The sequence below is a fragment of the Paracoccus sp. TOH genome, assembly GCF_030388245.1.
Taxonomy (GTDB): domain Bacteria; phylum Pseudomonadota; class Alphaproteobacteria; order Rhodobacterales; family Rhodobacteraceae; genus Paracoccus; species Paracoccus simplex.
Window position 1 is genome coordinate 420501 of sequence record NZ_CP098361.1, and the last position, 25473, is coordinate 445973.

The window sequence follows — 25473 nt, forward strand, 5'->3', positions numbered from 1 at the left end:
CCGCGGAACAAAGGCCCGACATGACCCAGCCCGCCGATGCGGAACCCACCCCCGAAGACAACCGTGCGTCCGAAGACAACCGCACACCCGAGACCAACCGCGCACCCGAGGCCGCGGCGGAGGGCAGCCGCGTCGCGGTCACCTATCTGCGCGAATCCTCGCCCCGCTGGAACCGCGCGCGGTTTCGCAAGGTGCTCGAGGCCCCGGTCGACCCGGCCGAACTGGCCGCGATCGGCCGCCGCCGCATCGCGCTGCGCCATTACGCGCCGGCGCCGCTGCATCCCAGCTATGCCGGCCAGCATCACGCCGGCGGCGGGGCCGAGGGGCAGGTCACGGCGGACCTGCTTTCGGTCTCGCCGGCCTATGGCGCGGTGCTTTACAATCTTGCGCGCAGCATCGACGCGAAGCTGCTGGTCGAGAACGGCGCCGGCTTCGGCATCTCGTCCATGTATCTCGCCGCCGCCGCCCGCCGGGCCGAAGGCGGCACGCTGCTCTCTTTCGAGATTTCCGACTATGCGCAGATCGCCCAGGCCTCGGTCAATCTGGTCGATCCCGGCTCGCGGGTGGTGCAGGGCGATTTCGCCTGCTTTCCCGGCCATCTGGCCGGGACGGCGGCGATCGACCTGGCCTTCATCGACGCCATGCACGACAAGGACAGCATGCTGCGCGCCTTCAAGTCGCTGATCGGCTGGATGGCGCCGCAATCCATCATCATCGTGGACGACCTCTATTACTCGGAATCCTCGCGCGAGGGTTTCCGCTGCATGATGCGCATGGAGCTGCACGATTTCGTCTGCATCGTGAACAAGCGCTTCGGCGTGCTGATCAAGGGTTGAGCCGGACCGTTCCGCGAAACGCGGTCCTTACCGAAACAGGCGCAGCCGCGCGACTTGGCCGGGACGGTTCCGGAACGGCGGAAGCAGGAAAGACATGAACATTCGCAACATCTTCCGGGGCCAGGGATTTCTGGCAAACAGGGAAGCGGCCGAGTCCGCCCAACCCGTCCCGCCGGCCGCCGCCGCCGCCGCAAGCCAACCGGCTGCGGTCTCGTCGCGGGGGCCACGGCAGATCGCCGCCGATCTTTGCGTCTACGGCGCCAGCCCGGCCGGGATCATGGCGGCGATCGCCGCGGCCCGCTCGGAGCTGTCCGTGGTTCTGGTCGAGCCGACCGGCCATGTCGGCGGGCTGCTGACCTCGGGGCTGAACGCCACGGACGCGCCGGTGCCCAGCCTGATCAAGGGGCTGGTGCGCGAGTTCTTTTCCCGTTGCAGCGCCCATTACGGCCAGCGCATCATGACCATCCGGCACGAGCCGAAGATCTGCGGCGAGATCTTTCAGGACCTGCTGCGCGAGGCCGGGGTGCGGGTGCTGACGGATTGCCGGCTGGACCGGCTGCGCAAGCTCGGCGGCCAGGTGGTCGAGGCGGAAACCAGCACCGGCCAGCGCATTTCCGCGACCTGGTGGGTGGACGGCACCTATGAGGGCGACCTGATGCCCCTGGCGCAGATCTCGCATGTCGTCGGCCGCGAACCCCGCGACAGCTATGACGAGGTCCGCGGCGGCGTCGGCAAGCCGGGACCGATGTATGGCGGGCTTGCCGCGCCGGTCGATCCGTTCCGCGACGGCAAGCCCCTGCCCTGGCTGGAACCCTATGAGCCGCTGCAGCAAGGCGCCGGCGACTGGCGGGTCCAGGCCTATTGCTTTCGGGTCACGCTGACCGGCGATCCGGCCAACATGCGCGAACTGGCGCCGCCGGAAAACTACGACCCGGCGAATTACGAGCTGTTCCGGCGGCTGATCGGCGCCGACCGGACCGGCTCGGGGCTGGTGAACACGGCTCGCAACGATTCGATCCGCAACGGCTATCTGCACATCGCCCAGCTGCCCAGCCAGAAGGTGGACCTGAACTCGGGCAACCTGGTCCCGACCAACAACCCGCTGCTGTCGCAAGGCTGGATCGCCGCCTCGGCCGCCGGAAGGGCACGCATCCTGCAGGAATTCCGCGACTATACCCAGGGGGTGATCTGGTTCCTGCGCACCGACCCCGCCGTCCCGGCCGAGATCCAGACCATCATGCGCCGCTATTGGTATCCGCTGGACGAATATCGCGACGGCTTCCCGCCGGCGCTTTATGTGCGCGAGGGGCGCAGGCTCTCGGGCGAAAAGGTCGTCACCGTGCACGACCTGATGGACGAGACCGCCGACGAGGAGGGCTCGCTCGGCCAGGGCGCCTATCACCTCGATTGCAAGCCGGCGCGCTGGTATGTCAACGCCCAGGGCACCCGCCCGGTGCGCGAGGGGCAGTTCTTCTCGAAGAAGATCCTGAAGTTCCAGCTGCCGATGGAGCTGATCCTGCCCCGGCGCGAGGAGGCGCGCAACCTGCTGGTGGTCAATGCCGTCTCGGCCAGCCACGTCGCCTTCGGCTCGATCCGCATGGAGCCGATCTGGATGACGCTCGGCGCCAGCGCCGGCGTCGCGGTGGCCCTGGCGCAAAGGACCGGCGGCACGCTGCACGCCCTGTCGCGCCAGAAGATCAGGAACGGCGTCCTGGAAACCGCCGAAAAGCACCATCTTCTGCCGGGAAGGTAAGACCATGCTGGGACAGTTCGCCAGAGTCAGGAAAACCCCCGCCGGCGCGGCCGGCCGCGAGGTGGTGGTGCATATCGGGCTGGAAAAGACCGGCACCACCTCGATCCAGCAGACGCTGAAGGCCAACAGCGCCGGTCTCGCCCGGATCGGCGTGCATTTCGACTGCCATTTCGCCTCCAGCGCGCCGGGTTCCTCGGGCAACAGCGTCGGGCTGGTGCTGGCCGCCCAGACGCCGCAGCGCCGGCGCTGGCGGGACAATTCGCGCTGGCAGGCCCGGACCAGCTTCGGGGACTATGCCTACGAGGGGGGCCTGCCCTTCGATTCGGTGCGCAAGATCGTCTTCTCGGCCGAGCACCTGTCCTCGCAGCTGACCGAGCCCGAGGAGATCGCGCGGCTGGCCGATTTCCTGCGCGGCCTGGGCCAGCGGGTGACGGTGCTGGCCTATGTGCGGCGGCCCGACCAGTTCGTCCACAGCCTGACCAACGAATATGTCAAGGCCGGCGGCACCTTCACCCTGTCCCGGCAGGAAGACATCCTGAAAAGGATCGTGGCCGGCGGCAAGGTCAACTTCGCCCGCACCCTGCTGCATTATGTCGAGGTCTTCGGCCCCGAGAACGTGCTGATCCGGCGTTTCGACCGGGCGCTGCTGCACAAGGGCGACGTGGTGGACGATTTCTTCGCCGCGCTCGGCCTGACCGGCGGGCTGGTCCAGCGGCCGAAGATGGCCAATTCCTCGCAAAGCCGCGAGGCGCTGTATCTGCATTCGCTGCTGACCGACATGGCCCGCAGCGCCGGCGCCTCGGCCGAGATCCGGACGGCGCAGCGCGCCCTGCTCAAACACGGCAAGGGCAGCGCGCATTTCCTGACCCGGGCCGAGGCGCAGACGCTGATGGGGGCGCTGGAGCCCGAGACCCGGGCGCTGGAGCAGGCCATGGGCCTGGCGCTTTACGACCGCGACCTGTCGCAGCTGCCCGAAAGGCGCGAGCCGATCCGGCCCGCCGAACTGCACCGGCTGGCGCAGATCCCCGAGGTGGCGCTGGCGCTGCGCCGGCATCTGCTGGGCGAGGCGGCGCTGGCCGCGGAATGATCCGCCGCCGGCCGCGGCCGCCGCGCCCTCAGACCGGCTCGATCCGCGACAGGATCTCGCGCTCGGTGGCGCGGATCATGCCGCTGTAGCGGGCGTTCTTGAAGCCGAAGATCGTCGAATGCGCATCCTCGCGATGGCCGGCGATGAAGGGCACCGCCGAGACCACCTTCAGCCCCGGCATGGCGTTCATCCATTCGTCGATGGTGTTGGTCCCGGCCCCGCCGGCATCGGGACTCCAGTCCGCCATCCATTCCAGCGCCGTGCGGTTGTAGACGTTGAACACCATGCCCATCATGTGCGGGGTGTGGATGATGTGGTTGCGGCCCAGGCGCCGGCGCAGGCGGATGTCCGGCTCGCCCTCGATCCGGGTCATGACGCCGTTGAACACGTCCCAGCGGCTGCGGTCCAGATAGCGGTTGATCGCCTTGAAACAGGCCGAGAAATCCGCGGCGAACCAGGCGTCGTCCTCGCAGATGGTCAGCCGCCGGGCGCCGGATTGCAACGCCTTGGCGGCGATGGCCTTGTAGCTCCAGGCGCAGCCCTGCCAGGCCGGCAGCAGCCGAATGCCGTTGAACAGCCGGAAGTCCGAGGGATTGGCGCTTTCGAAATGCGCCCGCCGTCCGGTATATTCCGGCAGGCTGATGCAGATGCGGTCGCGGCTGCGGATCGGCGGCGTCAGCGCCAGCAGGTCGGCCAGGTAATCGTCCGGCGCCAGCGCGTCGGCATAGACCAGCCAGCGCCCCACCGCCAGCCGCAGCCCGTGCCGCCGGGCCTGGCCGGGGATCAGCGTGACGTCGCGCAGCGCCGCGCCCAGGGCCTGTACGCGATGCAGCCCGGCCACCGAGGTGACGATCAGCGGGCAGCCCGAGCACAGCCCGGCCCGCGCCTCCTCGTCGCCCGGATGCAGGGCGGCGAAATAGTCGTCGTCCAGCACCGCCGCCGCCAGCTTGGGATCGTGGAATTCGGCCGGATGCGGGTTGAAGAAGATCTTGCGCGTCGCCCCGGGCCGCGACACCTGCCCAAGCAGTCCCCGGCGCGCCAGTTCGCGACGAAAGCCCGCCATCAGCCTGCCTTCGCCCAGCAGGACGAAGCCTTGCCTCCCGGCGCCGACCCGCCGCCCCTGCATGAGCCGCCCGTCGCGGCGGTATCTGAGCCGGTTGACGGCCCCGGAAACCCCTTCCTGGGCAAGGATCCTGCAAGCTCTTCCGACGGCGTCCAGCATGTTCTGATCCTGTCGAGACGGCTTTTTTCCGGAACGGTCCGGCACCCGGATGCGCGATCACGGCGCGGCCGGATCATGGCGGCCGGCAAGCCGCTTCCCATTGGCTACCGCAGAGGCCCGGCGCCGATCAACCCGCGCCCGCCGCCGCGGCCGGGCAAAGGCGAATAGCCGCGCAAGCCGGTGCGGCCGGGCGGCGGAATCGGGCCGGTCCGGCTGATCGGTGGGATCCCGCCTGGGATTGCTTGGTGCGGGTGGAGGGACTTGAACCCCCACGCCTTGCGGCGCCAGAACCTAAATCTGGTGCGTCTGCCAATTTCGCCACACCCGCATCGCGATCCGCGCCGGGCGGCGGATCGGCGCCCCTCTTAGCAAAGCCCTTTCCGGCTTGCGAGCGGAAAGTTCAGCCGCCGAGGCCCCGCAGCGCCGCCGGAACCCGGTCGGGCAGATCCTCGGCGATCAGGCCGGGACCGAAGTGGCGGGCCGCTTCGGCATGCAGCCAGGCGCCGATGGCGGCGGCCTGCAGCGGCGCGAAGCCGCGCGCCAGCAAGCCGGTGACGATGCCCGACAGCACGTCGCCCGATCCGGCCGTCGCCAGCCAGGGCGCGGCCGCCTCGCCCACCGCCGCGGCGACGCGCGCCGCACCGTCCGGCGCGGCGATCACCGTGTCCGGCCCCTTCAGCAGCACCACGCAGCCGGCCCGCTCGGCCGCCAGCCGCACCGCATCCAGCCGCGAAAACGCCGGCCCCGCCTCGGCGGGCGCCTCGAGCCGTTGCGCCAGATCGGGAAACAGCCGGGCGAATTCGCCGCCATGCGGGGTCAGCACCACCCGCGGATGCAACGCGGCCAGCAGCGCCTCGGGCGCATCGGCAAAGGCGGTCAGCGCATCGGCATCGAGCAGCGCCGCCCGACCCGAGGCCAGCGCGGCCGGCACCAGCCCCCGCGCCCGGTCCAGCCCCAGCCCGGGGCCAAGACACAGCGCGTTGAAGCGGCGGTCCTCCAGCAGCCGCTCCAGCCCGGTCCGGTCGGCGAGGGGGCGCAGCATCACCGCATCCAGCCGCGCGGCATTCTCGGCCAGCGCCTCGGGCGGGCAAAGCAGCGTCACCAGCCCGGCGCCGACCCGCAGCGCCGCCCGCGCCGCCAGCCGCGCCGCGCCGCCGCGGCCGGGGCCCCCGCCCAGCAGCAGCGCATGGCCGTGGTCGTATTTGTGCCCGGCCCGCTTGGCCAGCGCCGGCACCGGCCCGGCCAGCCGCGCCGGCTCGCCCGCCGCCGCCATCCAGCCGTCCAGGCCGATATCGACGATGCGCAGCGCGCCGCTGAGCGCGCCGCCCTGCGCCAGCACATGGCCCAGCTTGGCGCGCTGGAAACTGACGGTCAGCGCCGCCTCGGGCAGGTCCAGCCCGCCCAGCACCCGGCCGCTGTCGGCGCAAAGCCCGCTCAGGATGTCCACCGCGACGATCCGGCAGCCCCGCGCCGCCGCCAGCCGCAGGGGCGCCGCGATCCCGGGCGCCAGCGGCCGGGCCAGCCCGGTGCCGAACAGCGCGTCGATGCAAAGGGCGCCGGCCGGGAAATCCTCGGGGCCCAGATCGGACAGCGCCACCATCTCGCCCGGCCAGCAGGCCGCGGCCAGCTGCGCATCCGGGCTGGCCGGCGGGGCCGGCGCCGCCAGCCGCAACTGCCAGCCGCGCTTGGCCAGCAGCCGCGCCACCACATAGCCGTCGCCGCCATTGTTGCCGGGGCCGCACAGGATCACCGCCCGCCCCGGGCGCTCGCGTTCCGGCCACAGCGCCAGCATCTCGCGCACCACGCCCGCCCCCGCCCGCTCCATCAGCGCCGCGCCGGTGATCTCGCCGCTGCCGATGGCGGCAGCCTCGACCGCCCGCATCTGCCGAGTCGTCAGGATCTCGCGCTTCGGGACCATTCTGTCGCACATAATTCAGGCAACCTGCTCAATATCAGGGCACATGCCCCGGATTCCCCGCCCGCATGCCGCTTTCCCCATCAAGCCGCATGGACGCGCATCATCAAACCCGCCAATCAGGGCGCAGGCAAGTCGCGAGAGAAGGATCAGGCGATGAAGAAAGTCGAAGCCATCATCAAGCCCTTCAAACTGGACGATGTGAAAGAGGCGCTTCAGGAAGTCGGCGTCCAGGGCCTCTCGGTCACCGAGGTAAAGGGCTTCGGCCGGCAGAAGGGCCATACCGAACTGTATCGCGGCGCCGAATATGTGGTGGATTTCCTGCCCAAGGTGAAGATCGAGATGGTGTTGCCCGACGACATGGTCGAGGCCGCCGTCGATGCCATCATCTCGGCCGCGCGCACCGAGAAGATCGGCGACGGCAAGATCTTCATCATCCCGGTCGAACAGGCCATCCGCATCCGCACCGGCGAGACCGGCGACGACGCGGTCTGATCCCCGGACCCGCATTCCCGCAACAACCGACACCTGCCCGGCGGCGGCGCCGGGCCGACTGATGGAGGAAGGATCCCAATGACAGTCAAGGACGTTCTGGATCTGATGAAGACGGAAGAGGTCGAATATGTCGACGTCCGCTTCACCGATCCCAAGGGCAAGCTGCAGCATGTGACGCTGGTCGCCGATCTGGTGGACGAGGACTTCTTCGAGGAAGGCTTCATGTTCGACGGCTCCTCGATCGCCGGCTGGAAATCCATCGACCAGTCCGACATGAAGCTGATGCCGGACGCCGCCTCGGCCTATATCGACCCGTTCTATGCCGAAAAGACGCTTTGCGTGCATTGCAACGTCGTCGAGCCCGACACCGGCGAGCCCTATGCCCGCGACCCGCGCGGCACGGCGCTGAAGGCCGAGGCCTATCTGAAATCCTCGGGCATCGGCGACACCGCCTATTTCGGTCCCGAGGCCGAGTTCTTCCTGTTCGACGACGTGCGCTATTCGGTGACGCCGCAGAAGGTCTCCTTCGAGCTCGACTCGGTCGATGCCGCCTGGAACACCGACACCGTCTACGAGGACGGCAACCTTGCCCATCGCGCGGCCCATAAGGGCGGCTATTTCCCGGTGAACCCGATCGACACAGCCCAGGACATCCGCGGCGAGATGCTGTCGACGATGAAGCGCATGGGCATCAAGGTCGACAAGCACCACCACGAGGTCGCCACCTGCCAGCACGAGCTGGGCATGATCTTCGGCGGGCTGGTCGAACAGGCCGACAACATCCAGAAATACAAATACGTCATCCACAACGTCGCCGCCGCCTATGGCAAGACGGTGACCTTCATGCCGAAGCCGATGAAGGGCGACAACGGTTCGGGCATGCATGTGAACATGTCGATCTGGAAAGACGGCAAGCCGCTGTTCGCGGGCGACAAATACGCCGATCTTTCGCAAGAGGCGCTGTATTTCATCGGCGGCATCCTGAAGCACGCGAAAGCCCTGAACGCGCTGACCAACCCGGCGACGAACAGCTACAAGCGCCTGATCCCCGGCTTCGAGGCCCCGGTTCTGCGCGCCTATTCGGCCCGCAACCGCTCGGGCTGCGTGCGTATTCCGTGGACGGAATCGCCCAAGGCCAAGCGCGTCGAGGCGCGTTTCCCCGATCCGGCCGCGAACCCCTATCTCGCCTTCGCGGCGCTGCTGATGGCCGGCCTCGACGGCATCAAGAACAAGATCGACCCCGGCCCGGCCTCGGACAAGGATCTCTACGACCTGCCGCCCGAGGAGCTGGCCGAGATCCCGACCGTCTGCGGCAGCCTGCGCGAGGCGCTGGAAGAGCTGGAAAAGGACATGGACTTCCTGCTCGCCGGCGACGTTTTCACCCGCGACCAGCTGGAAGGCTACATCAAGCTGAAATGGGAAGAGGTCTATGCCTATGAGCACACCCCGCATCCCATCGAATATGCGATGTATTACAGCTGCTGATCCGCAGCCGCGACAATGACGGAAAGCCGCCCCTCGGGGCGGCTTCTCCATGGCCGGCAGGCCCGGCACGGCTTGCCCTCGCCCCGAGCGGCTGCGGCGCGTCCCCCCTTTCGGTCGGAGCGGGGAAGGCGACCGCCCGTGCCGGGCCCAGGCTGCGCGCACCCCGCGCCCTTCTCCCCGGCTCTCCGTGTTTCCGGACACGTTCCGGCCGCGCCCGGCCCCGCGGCGCGGACCCGCTCACGCCGGCCGTCGTCAGACGCCCTGTGTACGCCCGGTGTACGCCCGCTGTACGCCCGGCGATGGAAGATTTGCGACAGCCCCTTCCCGCCGCCCCGGACCGCCGCACCCTTTGGTTGCGGCCTCGGGGGCAAGCCGCTAAAAGCCCCGCAAACCCAAGGAGCTTCCGATGATCCCGCGCTATGCCCGCCCCGAAATGGTCGCCATCTGGTCGCCCGAGACCAAGTTCCGCATCTGGTACGAGATCGAGGCCCATGCCTGCGACGCCCAGGCCGATCTGGGGGTGATCCCGCGCGAGAATGCCGAGGCGGTCTGGAAGGCCAGGGATGTCGAGTTCGACGTCGCCCGCATCGACGAAATCGAGGCGGTGACCAAGCATGACGTCATCGCCTTCCTGACCCATCTGGCCGAGCATATCGGCGCCGAGGAGGCGCGTTTCGTCCACCAGGGCATGACCAGCTCGGACGTGCTGGACACCACGCTGAACGTGCAGCTGGTGCGCGCCGCCGACATCCTGCTGGCCGACATGGACAAGGTGCTGGCCGCGCTGAAGAAACGCGCCTTCGAGCACAAGGACACCGTCCGCATCGGCCGCAGCCACGGCATCCATGCCGAGCCGACCACCATGGGCCTGACCTTCGCCCGCTTCTACGCCGAGATGGCCCGCGGCCGCGAACGGCTGGAACGCGCCCGCGAGGAAGTCGCGACCGGCGCCATCTCGGGCGCGGTCGGCACCTTCGCCAATATCGACCCGGCGGTCGAGGAGCATGTCTGCGCGAAAATGGGCCTGCGCCCCGAGCCGATCTCGACCCAGGTCATCCCGCGCGACCGCCATGCGATGTTCTTCGCCACGCTGGGCGTGATCGCCAGCTCGATCGAGAACATCGCCGTCGAGATCCGCCACATGCAGCGCACCGAGGTGCTCGAGGCCGAGGAATATTTCAGCCCCGGCCAGAAGGGCAGCTCGGCCATGCCGCACAAACGGAACCCGGTGCTGACTGAGAACCTGACCGGCCTGGCCCGGCTGGTGCGCATGGCGGTGGTGCCGGCGATGGAGAACGTGGCGCTCTGGCACGAGCGCGACATCAGCCATTCCTCGGTCGAGCGCGGCATCGCCCCCGATGCGACGATCACCCTGGACTTCGCCCTGAACCGCCTGGCGGGGGTGATCGAAAAGCTGGTGGTCTATCCCGAGAACATGTTGAAGAACATGAACAAGTTCAAGGGTCTGGTCATGTCGCAGCGGGTGCTTCTGGCCCTGACCCAGGCGGGTGTGTCGCGCGAGGACGCCTATCGCCTGGTGCAGCGCAACGCCATGAAGGTCTGGGAACAGGGCGCCGATTTCAAGACCGAGCTGCTGGGCGATGCCGAAGTCACCGCCGCGCTCTCGCCCGCCGAGATCGAGGAGAAGTTCGACCTCGGCTATCACACCAAGCATGTGGACACGATTTTCGCCCGCGTCTTCGGCGGGTCCGGCGCGCGTTAACCGGACCTTCGCCTTTTCCTGCCAGATTGCCCCCAAGGACGGATGAATCGGGGGCAATCCATGGGCGTTCCGGCGATCGGGGGGGCGGGGCTGACCGCCCGGCAGAAGGCGGCGGTGATCGTGCGGCTGGTGCTGGCCGAGGGCGAGGATATCGACCTCGCCCGGCTGCCGCCCGGGCTGCAGACCGACCTGGCCCAGGAAATGGCGCTGATGGGCGTCATCGACCGCGAGACCCGCAACGCCATCGTGGCCGAATTCTGCGACCGGCTGGAAGCGGTGGGCCTGTCCTTTCCCGGCGACATCGACGGCACGCTGGACCTGCTCGACGGCCATCTCTCGCCCGACACCAGCGACCGGCTGCGGCGCATGGCGGCGCTGAACGGCGCCGGCGACCCCTGGGACCGCATCGCCGCGATGGGGCCGGCGCTGCTGGCCGAGCTGGCGCGGACCGAGGCGGTCGAGATCGCGGCGGTGATGTTCTCCAAGCTGCCGGTGCCGCGCGCGGCCGAAGTCTTCGGCCTGCTCGACCCCGCCCTGGCGCGGCGGATCGCCTATGCCATGTCGCTGACCGGCGGCATCGAGGCCGAGGCGCTGCGGCGCATCGGCAAGGCGCTGATCCAGGCCGCCGATGCGGTGCCGCAGCCGCCGCTGCAGGGCAAGGCCGGCGAAAAGGTCGGGGCGATCCTGAACTTCTCGCCCTCGTCCATGCGCGACAGCGTGCTGGCCGGATTGGACGATGACGACGCCGCCTTCGCCGGCGAGGTGCGCAAGACCATCTTCACCTGGGCCCACATCCCCCACCGCATCGACCCGCGCGACATCGCCCGCGTCACGCGCGAGACGGACAATGCCGTGCTGCTCAAGGCGCTGGCCGGCGCCAAGGGGGAGGCACGCGAGACCGTGGAATTCCTGCTGGGCGGCATCTCCTCGCGCCTGGCCGAGTCGATGCGCGAGGAAATGGAAGCACTCGGCAAGATCTCGACCCGCGATGCCGAGGAGGCGATGGACGAGGTGGTCGCCACCATCCGCCGCATGGAGGCCGCGGGCGACCTGTTCCTGATCGCCCCGGAGCTCGAGGAGGACGGGGAGGCGGGCGAGGAGACGCCCGGCTAGACCGGGCGCCGGGACAGGGCCTTGCCTGCAGCGCGGCTCTGCCCTAGCACTCTGGCCGAAGCGCGCGCCCTGGCCGCGCGACGGGCCGCTTGAAGCCGGGCTACGGGAAAGAGGCATGACAAATCAGATCGCCATCGTGCTGGGCCTGCTGATCCTGGGGCTTTTCGTCGCAGACGCCCTGTTCCTGCACTGGGGCATGCCGCTTTTCCTGGGCAAGCAATTCGCCGGGTTGATCGAATATCTCAGTTTCTGGCGCTAGGCTTCGGGGCGGCCCCGCCCCTCTCGATTCGCCGGCAGAACGGCTGGCCTGAAGGCACGGGGCTGGCCGATCTTGGTCGGCGACGGCCCGCATGGGGTCGGGCCCCGCCGGCTTGCGTCGCTAACATGCGATTTTCGGCGCTGTTTCGGTCGCAGCCGGTTTCAGGCATTTGCATTCCCCCGACGATGCGGGCTATTTGCACCGCGAAACTTCATCAGCGGCGGAGGAACCCCCATGGCTGTCAAGGTGGCGATCAACGGCTTTGGTCGTATCGGTCGGAACGTGCTGCGCGCGATCATCGAATCGGGGCGCAATGATATCGAGGTCGTGGCGATCAACGACCTGGGCCCGGTCGAAACCAACGCGCATCTGCTGCGCTACGACTCGGTCCATGGCCGCTTTCCCGCCAAGGTGACGGTCTCGGGCGACTCGATCGACGTCGGCCGCGGCCCGATCAAGGTCACCGCCATCCGCAACCCGGCCGAACTGCCCTGGGGCGATATCGACGTCATCATGGAATGCACCGGCATCTTCACCTCGAAGGACAAGGTGCAGCCGCATCTGTCGACCGGCGCCAAGCGCGTGCTGATCTCGGCCCCCGGCGACAATGCCGACAAGACCATCGTTTTCGGCGTGAACCACGACACGCTGACCAAGGACGACATCGTCGTCTCGAACGCCAGCTGCACCACCAACTGCCTGTCGCCGGTCGCCAAGGTGCTCAATGACAGCATCGGCATCGCCCGCGGCTTCATGACCACCATCCACAGCTATACCGGCGACCAGCCGACGCTGGACACCATGCACAAGGACTTGTACCGCGCCCGCGCCGCGGCGCTGTCGATGATCCCGACCTCGACCGGTGCCGCCAAGGCCGTCGGCCTGGTGCTGCCCGAGCTCAAGGGCCGGCTGGACGGCGTCGCCATCCGCGTGCCGACCCCCAACGTCTCGGTGGTGGACCTGGTGTTCGAAGCCAAGCGCGACACCTCGGTCGAGGAGATCAACGCCGCGATCAAGGCCGCCGCCGACGGCCCGCTCAAGGGCATCCTGGGCTATACCGACGAGCCGCTGGTCTCCTCGGACTTCAACCACGACAGCCACAGCTCGGTCTTCCACATGGACCAGACAAAGGTGATGGAGGGCAAGCTGGTCCGCATCCTCAGCTGGTACGACAACGAATGGGGCTTCTCGAACCGCATGGCCGACACCGCCGTGGCGATGGGCAAGCTGATCTGAACCCATCCCAGCAAGCGATAACGGAAACGCGCCCCAACGGGGCGCGTTTTCCATTCGGGCGCTCCTGACCGAGGCGGGCTATTTCGACAGGCGCCGCACATTCGCCCGGGTGCGCTTGCGATAGGGCCGCAGCGCCGCCGCCATCACCCTGTCGGCGCGCGCGCCGCGCCCTGCCGCGCGCAGCGCGGCATGCAAAGCCTCGGTCGCGGCATCGGCCTTTTCGACCACCATGCGCTGCGGCTCCGAGGCATCCTGTCGCAGGATCCCCATCATGCCGGCGGTGCGCAACGCGATGACCATCTGCGATTCCCAGGCCATGTGGGCCATCTGCTGCCAAAGCAGCAGCGGCGCCTGCATGGCCGAAAAATTCATCATTCCGAAGCCCATTCCGAATTCCCTTCGCACGTCGAGCAGGCAAGCAGGCTGCGCCCATGATACAGGAATGCCAAGCGCTTCTTTGGTACAAGTGATTGCGCTATGGCCTTGATGCCGCACCCGGTATACAGGGGAAATCATGACCAAATCCGTAACGCTCCGACGTCCCGACGACTGGCACCTGCACCTGCGCGACGGCACCATGCTGCAGGCAGTGGCTTCATTTTCCGGCCATTTCGGCCGGGCGATCATCATGCCGAACCTGGTGCCGCCGGTGGTGACCGGGGCGCAGGCCGCAGCCTATCGCGACCGGATCCGCGCCGCCCTGGGCCCGGAAGTGACGTTGCGTCCGTTGATGACGCTCTATCTGACCGAAACCACCGATCCGGCCGATGTGCTGGCCGCCCATGCCCAGGGAATCATCTCGGCGGTCAAGCTCTACCCGGCCGGGGCGACCACCAATTCGGCCTCGGGCGTGCGCGATTTCGACAAGGTTCGCCCGGTATTCGAGGCCATGGCCGGGGCCGGCATCCCGCTGTGCTTCCATGGCGAGGTCACCGATCCGGCGGTGGACATCTTCGACCGCGAGGCGGTGTTCATCGACCGCGTCCTGGATCCGATCCGCCGCGCCACACCCGGCCTACGCGTGGTGATGGAACATATCACCACCGCGGACGGGGTGGATTACGTCGCGGCCAACACCGACATCGGCGCGACCATCACCACCCATCATCTGGTCATCAACCGCAACCATATCCTGGCGGGCGGCATCCGGCCGCATTACTATTGCCTGCCGGTCGCCAAGCGCGAAACCCATCGCCTGGCGCTGCGCAAGGCGGCAACCTCGGGCGATGCGCGCTTCTTCCTCGGCACCGACTCGGCGCCGCACCCGGACCGCGCCAAGGAATCGGCCTGCGGCTGCGCCGGCTGCTTCACCGCGCCGAACACCATGTCGATCCTGGCGCAGGTCTTCGAGGAGGAGGGCGCGCTCGACCGGCTCGAGGCCTTCACCGCGCTGAACGGCGCCGGCTTCTACCGCATGGAGCCGAACCCGGACCGCATCCGGCTGGTGAAACGCGACACGCCCGCCGCCTACCCGACCCATATTCCCGCCGGCGACGAGACCGTCACCGTCTTCGATCCCGGCTTTCCGCTTTACTGGCATGTCGAGGATCCCGCATGACCCTGCCCTTCCCCCCGCGCGAGGAAATCGCCCGCCTGACCGCCCGCATGCTGCTGGAGATCAAGGCGGTGCATTTCAACGCGGCCGAGCCCTATACCTATGCGTCGGGCCTCAAGGGGCCGACCTATATCGACTGCCGCAAGCTGATCTCCTATCCGCGCATCCGCTCGACGCTGATGGATTTCCTGTCGGCCACCGTGCTGCGCGACGCGGGCTTTGACGCCTTCGACAATATTGCCGGCGGCGAAACGGCGGGCATCCCCTTCGCGGCGCTGGTCGCCGAACGGCTGGAACTGCCGATGACCTATGTGCGCAAGAAGCCCAAGGGCTATGGCCGCAATGCCCGTATCGAAGGCGCGATGACCGAGGGCCAGCGCGTGCTGCTGGTCGAGGACCTGACCACCGACGGCGGCTCGAAGCTGAGCTTCGTCGACGCGATCCGCGAGACCGGCGCGACCTGCGGCCATACCGCGGTGATCTTCTATTACGGCATCTTCCCGGAAACCACGCAGCGCCTGGCCGACCATGGCGTGCGGCTGCATCATCTTTGCACCTGGTGGGACGTGCTGGCCGAGGCCAAGGCCCAGGGCTTCTACGACGAGGCGACGCTTTCCGAGGTCGAGAGCTTCCTGACCGATCCGCGCGCCTGGCAGGCGGCGCATCCCTGACCCGGCCCCGGCCTGCGGGCGCCTCGCCCGGCCGCCCGGCCGCAGGGTTTTTGGGCAACGAAGAAGGCGGAGAACCGCGCGTCCTTCTCTGTTGCCCAAATACCCCTGCCGCCCTTGCCACCAATGCAGGCGCGGCATTCTGCCCACAGCTTATCCACAGCATATCCCGATGGACCCCGGGGCGCATAAGGTGGATAACGGCCCCCAGCCGAGTCGAAGGTCGGAGACAAGGGGATGAGCGAGTTGCGCGCCGTCGAAGTCAGGAAACCCGGCGAGATCGCCGAGGCCGTCGCCGGACAGGCGGTGCCGTTCTCGATCGAGGCCGAACAGCAGCTGCTGGGCGCGCTCCTGACCAATAACGAGGTCTATGACCACGTTTCGCGCATCATCAAGGCCGGGCATTTCTACGACCCGGTCCATCGCCGCATCTACGAGATCTGCGCCGAACGCATTGGCCGGAACGCGCTGGCCAGCCCGGTGACGGTCAAGGCCTTCATGGAGCATGACGCCGGCCTGAAGGAACTGGGCGGCCCGGCCTATCTGGCCCGGCTGGCCGGCGCGGCGATTTCGTCCCACGCCGCGCGCGATTACGCGCAGATGATCCGCGAATTCGCCCTGCGGCGCGAACTGATCGGGCTAGGGCAGGACATCGCCTCGCGCGCCTCGACCGTCTCGGTCAGCGATTCCGCCGAGGAGCAGATCAAGGAGGCCGAGCAGGTGCTCTACAAGCTCGGCGAACAGGGCGTGGCCGAGCGCGGCTTCCAGAGCTTCCTGGCCGCCGTCACCGGGGCGCTGAACGCCGCCAATGCCGCCTTCAGCCGCGGCGGCGGCCTTTCCGGCGTCTCGACCGGGCTGGTCGATCTCGACGGCAAGATGGGCGGGCTGAACCGCTCGGACCTGATCATCCTGGCGGGGCGGCCGTCGATGGGCAAGACCTCGCTGGCGACCAACATCGCCTTCAACGTCGCCAAGGTGCATCGGCTGGGCGAATTGCCCGACGGCACGCATGGCACGGTGGCGGGCGGCGTCGTCGGCTTCTTCAGCCTGGAGATGTCGGCCGAACAGCTGGCCGCGCGCATCCTCTCCGAGGCGGCCGAGGTGCCCAGCGAATCGATCCGCCGCGGCGACATGACCGAGGACGAGTTCCGCCGCTTCGTGAAGGCCGCGCATGACCTGCAGAACTGTCCGCTCTATATCGACGACACCCCGGCCTTGCCGATCAACCAGCTGGCGGCGCGGGCGCGCAAGCTCAAGCGCACCATGGGCCTTGACCTGCTGATCGTCGACTACCTGCAGCTGCTGCGCGCCGCCTCGGCCAAGGACAGCCGGGTGAACGAGGTCAGCGAGATCACCCAGGGCCTCAAGGCCGTCGCCAAGGAACTGGACATTCCCGTCATCGCCCTGTCGCAGCTGTCGCGCCAGGTCGAGAGCCGCGAGGACAAGCGCCCGCAGCTGTCCGATCTGCGCGAATCCGGCTCGATCGAACAGGACGCCGATATCGTGATGTTCGTCTTCCGCGAGGAATATTACCGCGAGCGCGAAAAGCCCGCCGACCACGACCTGGACAAGATGGCGGCCTGGCAGCAGATCATGGAGTCCTGCCACGGCAAGGCCGAGATCATCATCGGCAAGCAGCGCCACGGCCCCATCGGCACGGTCGAGCTGTCCTTCGAGGGCCGCTTCACCCGTTTCGGCAATCTCGAGAAGCATCGCAACTGGGACCGCTCCGAATGAACCTGCCGGTGCCGGTTGTCACCGTCGGCCTGCTGATCCTGTCGAACCTGTTCATGACCGTCGCCTGGTATGGGCACCTGAAGTTCAAGGCCGCGCCGCTTCTCGTCGTGATCCTGGTCAGCTGGGGCATCGCCTTCTTCGAATACCTGCTGCAGGTGCCGGCGAACCGTTTCGGCTATGGCCATTTCAGCGCCGCCCAGCTCAAGACCATTCAGGAGGTGATCAGCCTGTCGATCTTCGTGCTGTTCTCCTGGCTCTGGCTGGGCGAGCGGCTGACATGGAATATCGGCCTCGGCTTCGCCTTCATCTGCTTCGGCGCCTTCCTGATCTTTCACCGGTTCGGCGCGGCGGCGCATTGAGGCGAGACTTCATCGCGCAAACAGGCGGTTGCCTTCGCCTGCCGCTCGGGCAATCTAGGCGGCATGACCGCCCTCTCCTCCGCCCCGCGCCGGCCCAGCCTGATCACCCTGGTTTCGATCTCGGCCACGGGCGCGCTGTCCATGAACATCTTCCTGCCCTCGCTGCCCGCGATGGCGCGGGATTTCGGCGTCGAATACGGCTTCATGCAGCTGTCGGTCTCGGCCTTCCTGGCGGTCAGCGCGGTGCTGCAACTGCTTTGCGGCCCGATCAGCGACCGTTTCGGGCGCCGGCCGGTGGTGCTTGGCTCCTTCGCGATCTTCCTGCTGGCGACGCTGGGCACCTTGCTGGCGCCCAATGCCGGCTGGTTCATGGCGTTCCGGCTGCTGCAGGCGGTGGTGACGACCGGCTTCGTCATCAGCCGCGCCGTGGTGCGCGACATCGTCCCGGCCGATCAGGCAGCCAGCATGATCGGCTATGTCACCATGGGCATGTCGCTGGTGCCGATGATCGCGCCGACGCTGGGCGGCGTGCTGGACGAGACGCTGGGCTGGCAGGCCAGCTTCGTTGCCATGGGCCTGGCCGGGCTGGGCGTAATGGCGCTGTGCGCCTGGGATCTTGACGAGACGGCGCGCGGCGGCGGCGTGCCGCTGCGCCAGCAGGTCGCGACCTATCCGGTTCTGGCGCGCTCGCAACGCTTCTGGGGCTATGCGCTGGCCGCGACGCTGAGCGCGGGGTCGTTCTATGCCTATCTGGGCGGCGCGCCCTTCGTCGGGCAGGTGGTGCTGCACCTGACGCCGGCCGAGGTCGGCTACTGGTTCGCCGGTCCCTCGATCGGCTATGCGCTGGGAAATTTCATCTCGGCCCGGTTTTCGACCCGGATCGGCATGAATCGGATGATCCTGGCGGGGGCGGTGATCTGTTCGGCCTTCCTGCTGGCGGCATTGCTGGTCGATCTGGCCGGCGGGCTGACGCCCCTGGTGTTCTTCGGCGCGGTCGGCTTCATGGGCCTGGGCAACGGCATGCTGCTGCCCAATGCCAATGCCGGCATGATGAGCGTGCGGCCGGAACTGGCCGGCACCGCCAGCGGCCTGGGCGGCGCCATGGCGGTAGCGGGCGGCGCGGGGCTGGCGGCTCTGGCCGGGGCACTGCTGCATGACGACAGCGGCGCAGTGCCGCTGTTGGTCATCATGGCCGCCTCGGCCGTCGCCTCGATCCTGTTCATCCTCTGGGTGATGATCCGCGAGCGGCAGCTGATCCGCCGCGGTTGAAGCCCCTTGCCCGAGGGCCTTTGCAAAGCATATCCCTGTCTTTGCAAAAGCAGGAGGTCCAATGGCCACCCAAAAGATCTATGCCGGCGTCGCCTTGCGCGAGACACGCTCGCGCGCCGGGCTGACGCAGCGCACCTTTGCCGACCGGCTGGGCGTCTCGCTGCCCTATCTGTCGCAGATGGAGAACAACCACCGCCCGGTCTCGGCCGGGGTGCTGCTGAAGCTCGCCTCGGAATTCTCGGTCGATCTGGGCGCCATGGCGGTGGGCGATGCCGAGCGCATGGTCATGGACATGGCCGAGGCGCTGGCCGATCCGCTGTTCGACAGCCCGCCGCCGCGCGCCGACCTGCGGCTGGCGGCGACCAACGCGCCGGCGCTGGCCCGCGCCTTCCTCGATCTCTACCGCGCCCATCGCGAGGGGCAGGAGCGGCTGGCCGCGCTGGACGAGGCGCTTGGCGCCGGTGCCCAGAATGCCACCCCCTCGCCCTGGGAGGAGGTGCGCGACTTCTTCCATTACTGCGACAACTACATCGACGCGGTGGACCGCGCGGCCGAACATTTCGCCCGTTCGCGCCCCAACCTGCGACCGCTGGAGCGCGCCATCGCCGGCCTGGCCGAGCGCGGCATCGAGGTGACGCAGGCCGAGTTGGGCAGCGGCGCGGTCTACCTGCGCGAGGACAAGCGCATCACCCTGAACGGGGCGGCCGAGACTGCGACCCAGGCGTTCCAGCTGCTGCACCTGCTGGCGCTGGAAAGCCGCGGCGACCTGCTGGAGGCGACGCTGGAGCTGGCACGGTTCCGCAGCGCCTCGGCCCGCGACATCGCCCGGCTGGGGCTGGCGAACTATTTCGCCGGCGCGGCGATGATGCCCTATGCCCGCTTCCTCGAAGCCGCGCGGGTCGAGCGGCACGACCTGGAGCGGCTGGCGCATCTGTTCGGCGCCTCGCTGGAGCAGGTGGCGCATCGGTTGTCCACCATGCAGCGCGGCGGCGACCGTGGGGTGCCGTTCTTTTTCGTCCGTGTCGACCAGGCCGGCACAATTACCAAGCGCCATTCGGCCACGCGCATGCAATTCGCCCGCTTCGGCGGCGCCTGCCCGCTTTGGAACGTGCACCAGGCCTTCGAGACGCCGGGCCGCTTCCTGCGCCAGTTGGCCGAGACGCCGGACGGCAAACGCTACCTGCTGCTGGCGCGGGACGTGTCCAAACCTGCGGGCGCCTTCGGCGCGCCGGTGCGGCGCTTCGCCATCGGGCTGGGCTGCGAGGTCAGCCATGCCCGCGATCTGGTCTATGCCGACGGGCTGGACCTGGGCAATCCGCAGCTGTTCGAGCCGATCGGCGTCTCGTGCCGGATCTGTCCGCGGCCGAACTGCCATCAGCGCTCGGTGCCGCCGGTGGACCGGCACATCCGTATTCCTGCCGACCGGCCGGGGCCGCTGCCTTATGAGATCGCCTGAAAGCGGTCGCAAACGCCGCCGCTGCGGTTAGGTTCCGGGGGCGCGACGGATTCGCCACACCCTGCCGGGTGGGAAATCGGGGCCGGATCCGGCTCTGCCCGTTTGAAAGGCAGTTTTCCGCGCCCGGCAAGAAACGGCGCAAGCTGTGCGGCCCGCGCCAGGGCCGATGCGGCTTGGCGGCCGGTTTCTGCCGCGAACCCCATGGCTTGGCCCTGTTACCTAGAATAACAATCGCAGGTTGACGAAACCCGGCTCTGACAGCACCGGCAAAGATCCACCCGACCGGATCGCAGGCGTCGGCATCAATCCGCCCACCCACCCCGCATATATTTCAGCAATGTTGCGCTTTGAGCACAGGTCGGATTTATCCATGCGCAGCGTCACGACCGCCCTGCTCGGCTGGTCCGACAAAAACAAGATGGACCCGGGACATTGCGCATCACCCATAGCCTGAATTCGGTGCTCGAGCGCTGGCTGCCAGAGCAGCGCCTCTTCCTGAAGTCGGACAAGACCACCCGCTTCCTGCGGTTGCGTCCGGTCACCCAGCTGATCGCCCTGGGCGGCATCGCGCTGGTCTTTGGCTGGAGCATCATCGCCAGCTCGATCCTGGCGATCGACGCGATCAGCGCCGGGTCGTCGCGCGATCAGGCCCGCCGCTCGCAGGACGCTTTCGAGGCCCGCCTGACGGATCTTTCGGCCGAGCGCGACAGCCGCGCCGCCGAAGCGGTGGCGGCGCAGAACCGCTTCGCGGTGGCGCTGGACCAGGTTTCGCGCATGCAGTCCCAATTGCTGGAATCCGAGGCCTTGCGGCGCGAGCTGGAAACCGGGCTGGGCGCCGTGCAGGCCAGCCTGCAAGAAGCGGTCACCGCCCAGCACCAGGCCCGGGACGATGCGGATCACCCCGGCGGCCTGCCGGCGGCGCGCACCACCGAGCTGCAGGCGGCACTGGACATCCTGTCGGGCGAGCTGAAGCAGGCAGCCACCGACCGCGCCGATGCCGTGCAGCAGGCCGAGGATGCCCGCCGCCTGGCCGAGGCCGTCACCCTGGAACGCGACCAGATCGTCGCCCGCAACGACGAAATCCTGACCCAGCTCGAGGACGCGGTCACGGTTTCGGTCAAACCGCTGGACGACATGTTCCGCAGCGTCGGCATGAATCCCGACGACATCCTGCAGACCGTGCGCCGCGGCTATTCCGGCCAGGGCGGGCCGCTGAACCCGGTCGGCTATTCCTCCAGCGGCAATGCCGAGATCAGCCAGGGCGAGGCGAAGGCCAACGAGATCCTGATCACCCTGGACCAGATGAACAGCTATCGCATCGCTGTCGAGAAGATGCCGCTGGCCATGCCGGTGCAGTCGGCCTTCCGCTATACCTCGCCCTTTGGCCGGCGCTGGGGACGCGCGCACGAGGGCATTGACATGGCGGCGCCGGTCGGCACGCCGGTCTACGCCACGGCCGAGGGCAAGGTGATCTTCGCCGGCTGGCAGCGCGGCTATGGCAACCTGATCAAGATCCAGCATGAGCTGGGCACCGAGACCCGCTATGGCCACCTGTCCAAGATTCGCGTGAAGGCCGGCCAAAAGATATCGCGCGGCAGCCGGATCGGTGATATGGGCAATACCGGCAGATCGACCGGCTCGCATCTTCACTACGAGGTTCGCGTGAACGGCCGTGCCGTGAATCCCATGAGCTTCATCAAGGCAGCCCAGAATGTTTTCTAAAACCCGTGTGACCGAACCCGGCCCCCGCACCCAGCCGACCCCCGAGCCCGAGCCCGCGCGCAGCCTTGACACGAGTTACGACCTTCCCGCCTCGACTCCCGCGGCGCGCACGCGCACCACGCCTTCGGTGCTGTCCTCGGACCTGACCGTCACCGGCAACATCCAGACCCAGGGCGACGTCCAGGTCGAAGGCACCGTCGAGGGCGACATCCGCGCCCATCAGCTCATCGTCGGCGAAAGCGCCACCATCCGCGGCGAGATCGTCGCCGAAGAGGTCGTGGTGAACGGCCGCGTCGTCGGCCGCGTGCGCGGCCTGAAGGTGCGCCTGACCGCAACTGCCCGCGTCGAGGGCGACATCATCCACAAGACCATCGCCATTGAATCCGGCGCGCATTTCGAGGGTTCGGTGCAGCGCCAGGAGGATCCGCTGGCCAATGGCGTGACGCCGAAACTGGCCCCGCCCGTCGCACGCGACGCCGAGTGAGCCAAGGATAAGCCGGCAGAACGGGCGGCCGCCGGGCCGCCCTTGTTTCATGCCGGTTCCGGATCCGGCATCATCCGGCGATACATGTGCCAGCTGGCATGGCCCAGCACCGGCAGCACGATGAACAGCCCCAGGAACAGCGGCAGGATGCCGGCGAACAGCATCCCGGCGATGACCAGCGCCCAGGCCAGCATCACCGTCAGGTTGGCCCCCACCGCCTGAAAGCTGGCGATGATGGCCGACACCAGGTCGACCTCGCGGTCCAGGATCAGCGGCAACCCGACCACGGTGATCGAGAACAGCACGGCCGCGAAACCCGCGCCGACCACCGTGCCGGTCAGCAGCATGACCAGACCGCGGCCCTGCAGCAGCATCTCGGCCGAGGAGGTGATGTTGGTCAGCGCCGAGACGCCCATGAACAGCGCGAAGGTGGTATGGGCGACGAAAACCCAGAACATGAACATCAACAGGATGACCATGGCCATCGAGGGCACCTGCCGGTCCTTCTGCGCCACCACCACCGCCAGCACCTCGCGCCAGATCAGCGGCCGGTCGGATTCGATGCGCCGGCTGACCTCGTAAAGCCCGACGGCGGCGAAGGGTGCGATCAGCGGGAAGCCGACGATGAAGGGCATCAGCCACCATTCCTGCCCCGCCGCCGTGGCCACCGCGGTCAGCACCAGCCCACCCGCGACATAGAAGGCCGCGAACAGCAGGCCAAAGGCCGGCGCCCGGCGGAAATCCCGCCATCCCGCCGCCAGAACCGCCGGGATGGCGTCGAAGCCGATCAGCTCGGGCAAGGGAATCTCGTCCGGCCCGGGGTCTGGCATGGGATCGGGCAGCGGCCGTCGCTCGGGCTCGGGGATCGGCGTGGGAATGGGCTTCGGGTCCGAATCGGTCACTGCCATCTGCTCCTCCGTCAACGGGGCGAGGTTAGCAGGCCGATGGTAAAGAAAAAGCCTCAGCGCGCGAAACGGTCGATCAGCGCGTCCTTGACCGCGGGCGAGACGAATTTCGACACGTCGCCGCCCAGCCGCGCGATCTCCTTGACCAGTTTCGAGGCGATGGCCTGGCGCCGCGCATCGGCCATCAGGAACACCGTCTCGATGCTGGAATCCAGCGCCCGGTTCATGCCGACCATCTGGAATTCGTATTCGAAATCCGCCACCGCCCGCAGGCCGCGCACGATCACCGTGGCCCCGACGTCGCGGGCGCAGTCGATCAGCAGGTTCTCGAACGGGTGGACGACAATCTCGCCGCTGGTGCGGGCCGCGACGATGCGGTCGCATTCCTCGCGCACCATGGCGACGCGGTCCTCGAGCGCGAAAAGCGGACCCTTGTCGCGGTTGATGGCGACGCCGATCACCAGCCGGTCCACCAGTTCCAGCGCCCGCTGGATAATGTCGAGATGGCCCAGCGTGATGGGATCGAAGGTGCCTGGGTAAAGCCCGATGCGCATGATGGGTGGGTCTCCTCGCCGAATTCCTGCAGTCAAACAAAGTTCGGCAAGGAAATGCAAGGCCATGCGCCTGCCTGCCGATCCGCGCGGCGGGCGGGCGCCGGGTCTCAGTTCCCCATGATCATGCCGGTCAGCGCCTCTTTCTCGGCGGCGAGTTCCTTGAGCCGGGCCGAAACCGTGTCGCCGATCGAGACCAGGCCCACCATCTCGCCCTGCTCGTTCACCACCGGCATATGGCGGAACCGGCCCTGCGTCATGCGGTCCAGGATCGCCAGCGCGTCCTCGCCCGTGGTGCAGGTCATCAGCTTGCGGGTCATCAACTCCGAGATCGGCAGGTCCAGGACCGAGGCGCCGCGCTTGCCCAGTTCGCGCACGATGTCGCGCTCGGACAGGATGCCCAGCGGGATCCTGCCATTCTCGGACACCACGATCGCACCGATGCGCTTGTCCGAAAGCAGCTTGGCGGCATCGGCCACGCTGGCATCCGGGGCGACGGTGAAGATTTCGCCGCTGGCTTTCATCGACAGGATCTGGTTGACGAGCATTTGTTCCTCCTCGGGTCGGGCGGGCGAAGGCTGCCTCTGACGCACAGCGTCACCTCAACCCGCGCTTGCGTCAAGTCCGCTGTTGCAGTGCAGCGATCAAGGTATGACCAGCGCCTGCAGCCGCGCCACTTCGGCCCGGATGCCCTGCGCCAGCGCATCCGCCAGCCGGTTCATCCGCTGCGAGCGGCGGTCGTCGGCATGGCGGATCAGCCAGAAACTGCGGGTCAGCGAGATCTGGTCGGTCAACACCCGCCGCACCCCCGGACAGAAGGGAATCGCGAAGTCATGCACGATGCCCAGCCCCGCCCCGGCCCGGATCGCCTGCATCTGCACCGAGACCGAGTTCGAGGTCAGCTGCGCCCATTCCGCCCCGGTCTCGGTCAGGTAGTCCAACTCGCGGTCGAAGATCATGTCGGCGACATAGCCGATCATGCGATGGCCGCGCAGATCCTCGCGCCGGCGGAGCGGCGGATGGGCGCGCAGATAATCCTCATGCGCGGCCAGGTGCAACTGGTAGTCGGTCAGCCGCTGCACCACCAGCCGGCCGGCCTGCGGCTGCGAGACGGCGATGGCCATGTCGGCTTCGCGCTTGGACAGGTTGAAAACCCGCGGCAGGGCGATGATCTGGATCTCCAGCCGCGGATGCGCTTCCGAGAGACGCGCGCATAGCTGCGGCAGCAGGTAGTTCGCGCAACCGTCCGGGGCGCCGATGCGCAGCTGCCCGGTCAGGTCGCCGGGCCCGCTCAACGCCTCCTCGGCGCCGCTCAGCGCCGCCTCGACGGTCTCGGCATGGGGCAGCAGGCGCTCGCCCTCGGGGGCCAGCGCATAGCCCTGCGGCGTCTTCAGGAACAGCTTGGCCCCCAGCGCGCTTTCCAGCCGCGCCACCCGCCGGCCCACGGTCGAGGCGTCGATGCCCAGCCGCCGCCCCGCCCCCGACAGGCTGTCGGCGCGCGCCACGGCCAGAAAGATGCGCAGATCGTCCCAGTCCATTCCCAACCTTTGCAGAAATGCAAAACGCTTTTGCCAGACTTCCTCTTTTTCCGGCAATGCTGCAAGTCTATGATCCGCCCGAAGATGCGAAACCCTCGGGAGGCA

At 68.0% G+C, this 25473-nt stretch carries 24 protein-coding genes and 1 tRNA gene; 17 read left to right on the top strand and 8 right to left on the bottom strand.

Features of this window, described 5'->3' with window-relative positions; genetic code table 11:
• Positions 1–20 precede the first annotated feature (20 nt).
• From NBE95_RS12665 to NBE95_RS12675, 3 genes are all read left to right on the top strand, one after another.
• Complete coding sequence (locus NBE95_RS12665) at positions 21–836, top strand: class I SAM-dependent methyltransferase (protein ID WP_289895787.1); 816 nt, start codon at positions 21–23, stop codon at positions 834–836.
• Positions 837–930: 94 nt separating this feature from the next.
• Positions 931–2589, top strand: coding sequence for an FAD-dependent oxidoreductase (locus tag NBE95_RS12670; protein ID WP_289895788.1), 1659 nt, complete (start codon positions 931–933; stop codon positions 2587–2589).
• Between the two features lie 4 nt (positions 2590–2593).
• Positions 2594–3676 carry a hypothetical protein gene (locus NBE95_RS12675; RefSeq protein ID WP_289895789.1) on the top strand — a complete coding sequence of 361 codons (1083 nt, stop codon included), beginning with the start codon at positions 2594–2596 and terminating at the stop codon, positions 3674–3676.
• A 28-nt stretch (positions 3677–3704) separates the two neighbouring features.
• Here the strand turns inward: NBE95_RS12675 and NBE95_RS12680 are convergent, their stop codons facing one another.
• The 3 genes from NBE95_RS12680 to NBE95_RS12690 all read right to left on the bottom strand — a co-directional run bounded on the left by NBE95_RS12680 (position 3705) and on the right by NBE95_RS12690 (position 6816).
• Positions 3705–4898, bottom strand: a complete 1194-nt coding sequence (locus tag NBE95_RS12680) for a hypothetical protein (protein ID WP_289895790.1) — start codon at positions 4896–4898, stop codon at positions 3705–3707.
• A 243-nt stretch (positions 4899–5141) separates the two neighbouring features.
• A tRNA-Leu gene (locus NBE95_RS12685) sits at positions 5142–5226 on the bottom strand.
• 72 nt (positions 5227–5298) lie between these two features.
• A complete protein-coding gene (locus tag NBE95_RS12690; protein ID WP_289895791.1) occupies positions 5299–6816 on the bottom strand; it encodes an NAD(P)H-hydrate dehydratase in 1518 nt (505 codons plus the stop codon).
• Positions 6817–6969: 153 nt separating this feature from the next.
• Between NBE95_RS12690 and NBE95_RS12695 the strand changes: the two genes are divergently transcribed.
• The 6 genes from NBE95_RS12695 (at position 6970) to gap (ending at position 13124) form a co-directional block, all read left to right on the top strand.
• Positions 6970–7308 carry a P-II family nitrogen regulator gene (locus NBE95_RS12695; protein ID WP_289895792.1) on the top strand — a complete coding sequence of 113 codons (339 nt, stop codon included), beginning with the start codon at positions 6970–6972 and terminating at the stop codon, positions 7306–7308.
• A 78-nt stretch (positions 7309–7386) separates the two neighbouring features.
• Positions 7387–8793: a type I glutamate--ammonia ligase gene (gene glnA, locus NBE95_RS12700; RefSeq protein ID WP_289895793.1), complete on the top strand. Its 1407-nt coding sequence runs from the start codon at positions 7387–7389 to the stop codon at positions 8791–8793.
• A 406-nt stretch (positions 8794–9199) separates the two neighbouring features.
• The gene (gene purB / locus NBE95_RS12705) at positions 9200–10516 is read left to right on the top strand and encodes an adenylosuccinate lyase (RefSeq protein ID WP_289895794.1); all 1317 of its coding nucleotides are present in this window, start codon (positions 9200–9202) and stop codon (positions 10514–10516) included.
• A gap of 60 nt (positions 10517–10576) precedes the next feature.
• The gene (locus NBE95_RS12710) at positions 10577–11629 is read left to right on the top strand and encodes a FliG C-terminal domain-containing protein (protein WP_289895795.1); all 1053 of its coding nucleotides are present in this window, start codon (positions 10577–10579) and stop codon (positions 11627–11629) included.
• 115 nt (positions 11630–11744) lie between these two features.
• Complete coding sequence (locus NBE95_RS12715) at positions 11745–11888, top strand: hypothetical protein (RefSeq protein ID WP_019352124.1); 144 nt, start codon at positions 11745–11747, stop codon at positions 11886–11888.
• Between the two features lie 234 nt (positions 11889–12122).
• Positions 12123–13124, top strand: a complete 1002-nt coding sequence (gene gap, locus NBE95_RS12720; protein ID WP_289895796.1) for a type I glyceraldehyde-3-phosphate dehydrogenase — start codon at positions 12123–12125, stop codon at positions 13122–13124.
• 78 nt (positions 13125–13202) lie between these two features.
• On the opposite strand, the gene NBE95_RS12725 is transcribed toward gap, so the two are convergent.
• Positions 13203–13499 (bottom strand): antibiotic ABC transporter, encoded by a 297-nt coding sequence (locus NBE95_RS12725; RefSeq protein ID WP_289895797.1) that lies wholly within the window; start codon positions 13497–13499, stop codon positions 13203–13205.
• 139 nt (positions 13500–13638) lie between these two features.
• Here NBE95_RS12725 and pyrC point away from each other — a divergent pair, with 139 nt between their 5' ends.
• The 8 genes from pyrC to NBE95_RS12765 all read left to right on the top strand — a co-directional run bounded on the left by pyrC (position 13639) and on the right by NBE95_RS12765 (position 22374).
• On the top strand, positions 13639–14682 hold the full coding sequence (gene pyrC / locus NBE95_RS12730) for a dihydroorotase (protein ID WP_289895798.1): 1044 nt from the start codon (positions 13639–13641) through the stop codon (positions 14680–14682).
• Positions 14679–15350, top strand: a complete 672-nt coding sequence (locus NBE95_RS12735) for an orotate phosphoribosyltransferase (RefSeq protein ID WP_289895799.1) — start codon at positions 14679–14681, stop codon at positions 15348–15350. The genes pyrC and NBE95_RS12735 overlap by 4 nt, the downstream gene beginning before the upstream one ends.
• Positions 15351–15584: 234 nt before the next feature.
• Entirely contained in the window at positions 15585–17084 is a 1500-nt protein-coding gene (locus NBE95_RS12740) for a replicative DNA helicase (RefSeq protein ID WP_289895800.1), read from the top strand.
• The gene (locus tag NBE95_RS12745; RefSeq protein WP_289895801.1) at positions 17081–17443 is read left to right on the top strand and encodes a DMT family protein; all 363 of its coding nucleotides are present in this window, start codon (positions 17081–17083) and stop codon (positions 17441–17443) included. The genes NBE95_RS12740 and NBE95_RS12745 overlap by 4 nt, the downstream gene beginning before the upstream one ends.
• Positions 17444–17506: 63 nt before the next feature.
• Positions 17507–18712, top strand: a complete 1206-nt coding sequence (locus NBE95_RS12750; RefSeq protein ID WP_289895802.1) for a multidrug effflux MFS transporter — start codon at positions 17507–17509, stop codon at positions 18710–18712.
• A gap of 61 nt (positions 18713–18773) precedes the next feature.
• Entirely contained in the window at positions 18774–20168 is a 1395-nt protein-coding gene (locus tag NBE95_RS12755) for a helix-turn-helix transcriptional regulator (RefSeq protein WP_289895803.1), read from the top strand.
• Between the two features lie 432 nt (positions 20169–20600).
• A complete protein-coding gene (locus NBE95_RS12760; RefSeq protein ID WP_289895804.1) occupies positions 20601–21890 on the top strand; it encodes a M23 family metallopeptidase in 1290 nt (429 codons plus the stop codon).
• On the top strand, positions 21880–22374 hold the full coding sequence (locus NBE95_RS12765; RefSeq protein ID WP_289895805.1) for a polymer-forming cytoskeletal protein: 495 nt from the start codon (positions 21880–21882) through the stop codon (positions 22372–22374). The genes NBE95_RS12760 and NBE95_RS12765 overlap by 11 nt, the downstream gene beginning before the upstream one ends.
• A gap of 47 nt (positions 22375–22421) precedes the next feature.
• Here the strand turns inward: NBE95_RS12765 and NBE95_RS12770 are convergent, their stop codons facing one another.
• From NBE95_RS12770 to NBE95_RS12785, 4 genes are all read right to left on the bottom strand, one after another.
• Entirely contained in the window at positions 22422–23282 is an 861-nt protein-coding gene (locus NBE95_RS12770) for a DUF2189 domain-containing protein (RefSeq protein ID WP_289895806.1), read from the bottom strand.
• A gap of 53 nt (positions 23283–23335) precedes the next feature.
• The gene (gene coaD / locus NBE95_RS12775; RefSeq protein WP_019353366.1) at positions 23336–23833 is read right to left on the bottom strand and encodes a pantetheine-phosphate adenylyltransferase; all 498 of its coding nucleotides are present in this window, start codon (positions 23831–23833) and stop codon (positions 23336–23338) included.
• A gap of 107 nt (positions 23834–23940) precedes the next feature.
• Positions 23941–24378 carry a CBS domain-containing protein gene (locus NBE95_RS12780; protein WP_289895807.1) on the bottom strand — a complete coding sequence of 146 codons (438 nt, stop codon included), beginning with the start codon at positions 24376–24378 and terminating at the stop codon, positions 23941–23943.
• Positions 24379–24474: 96 nt separating this feature from the next.
• Positions 24475–25368, bottom strand: coding sequence for a LysR family transcriptional regulator (locus NBE95_RS12785; RefSeq protein ID WP_289895808.1), 894 nt, complete (start codon positions 25366–25368; stop codon positions 24475–24477).
• Positions 25369–25473: the final 105 nt, after the last annotated feature.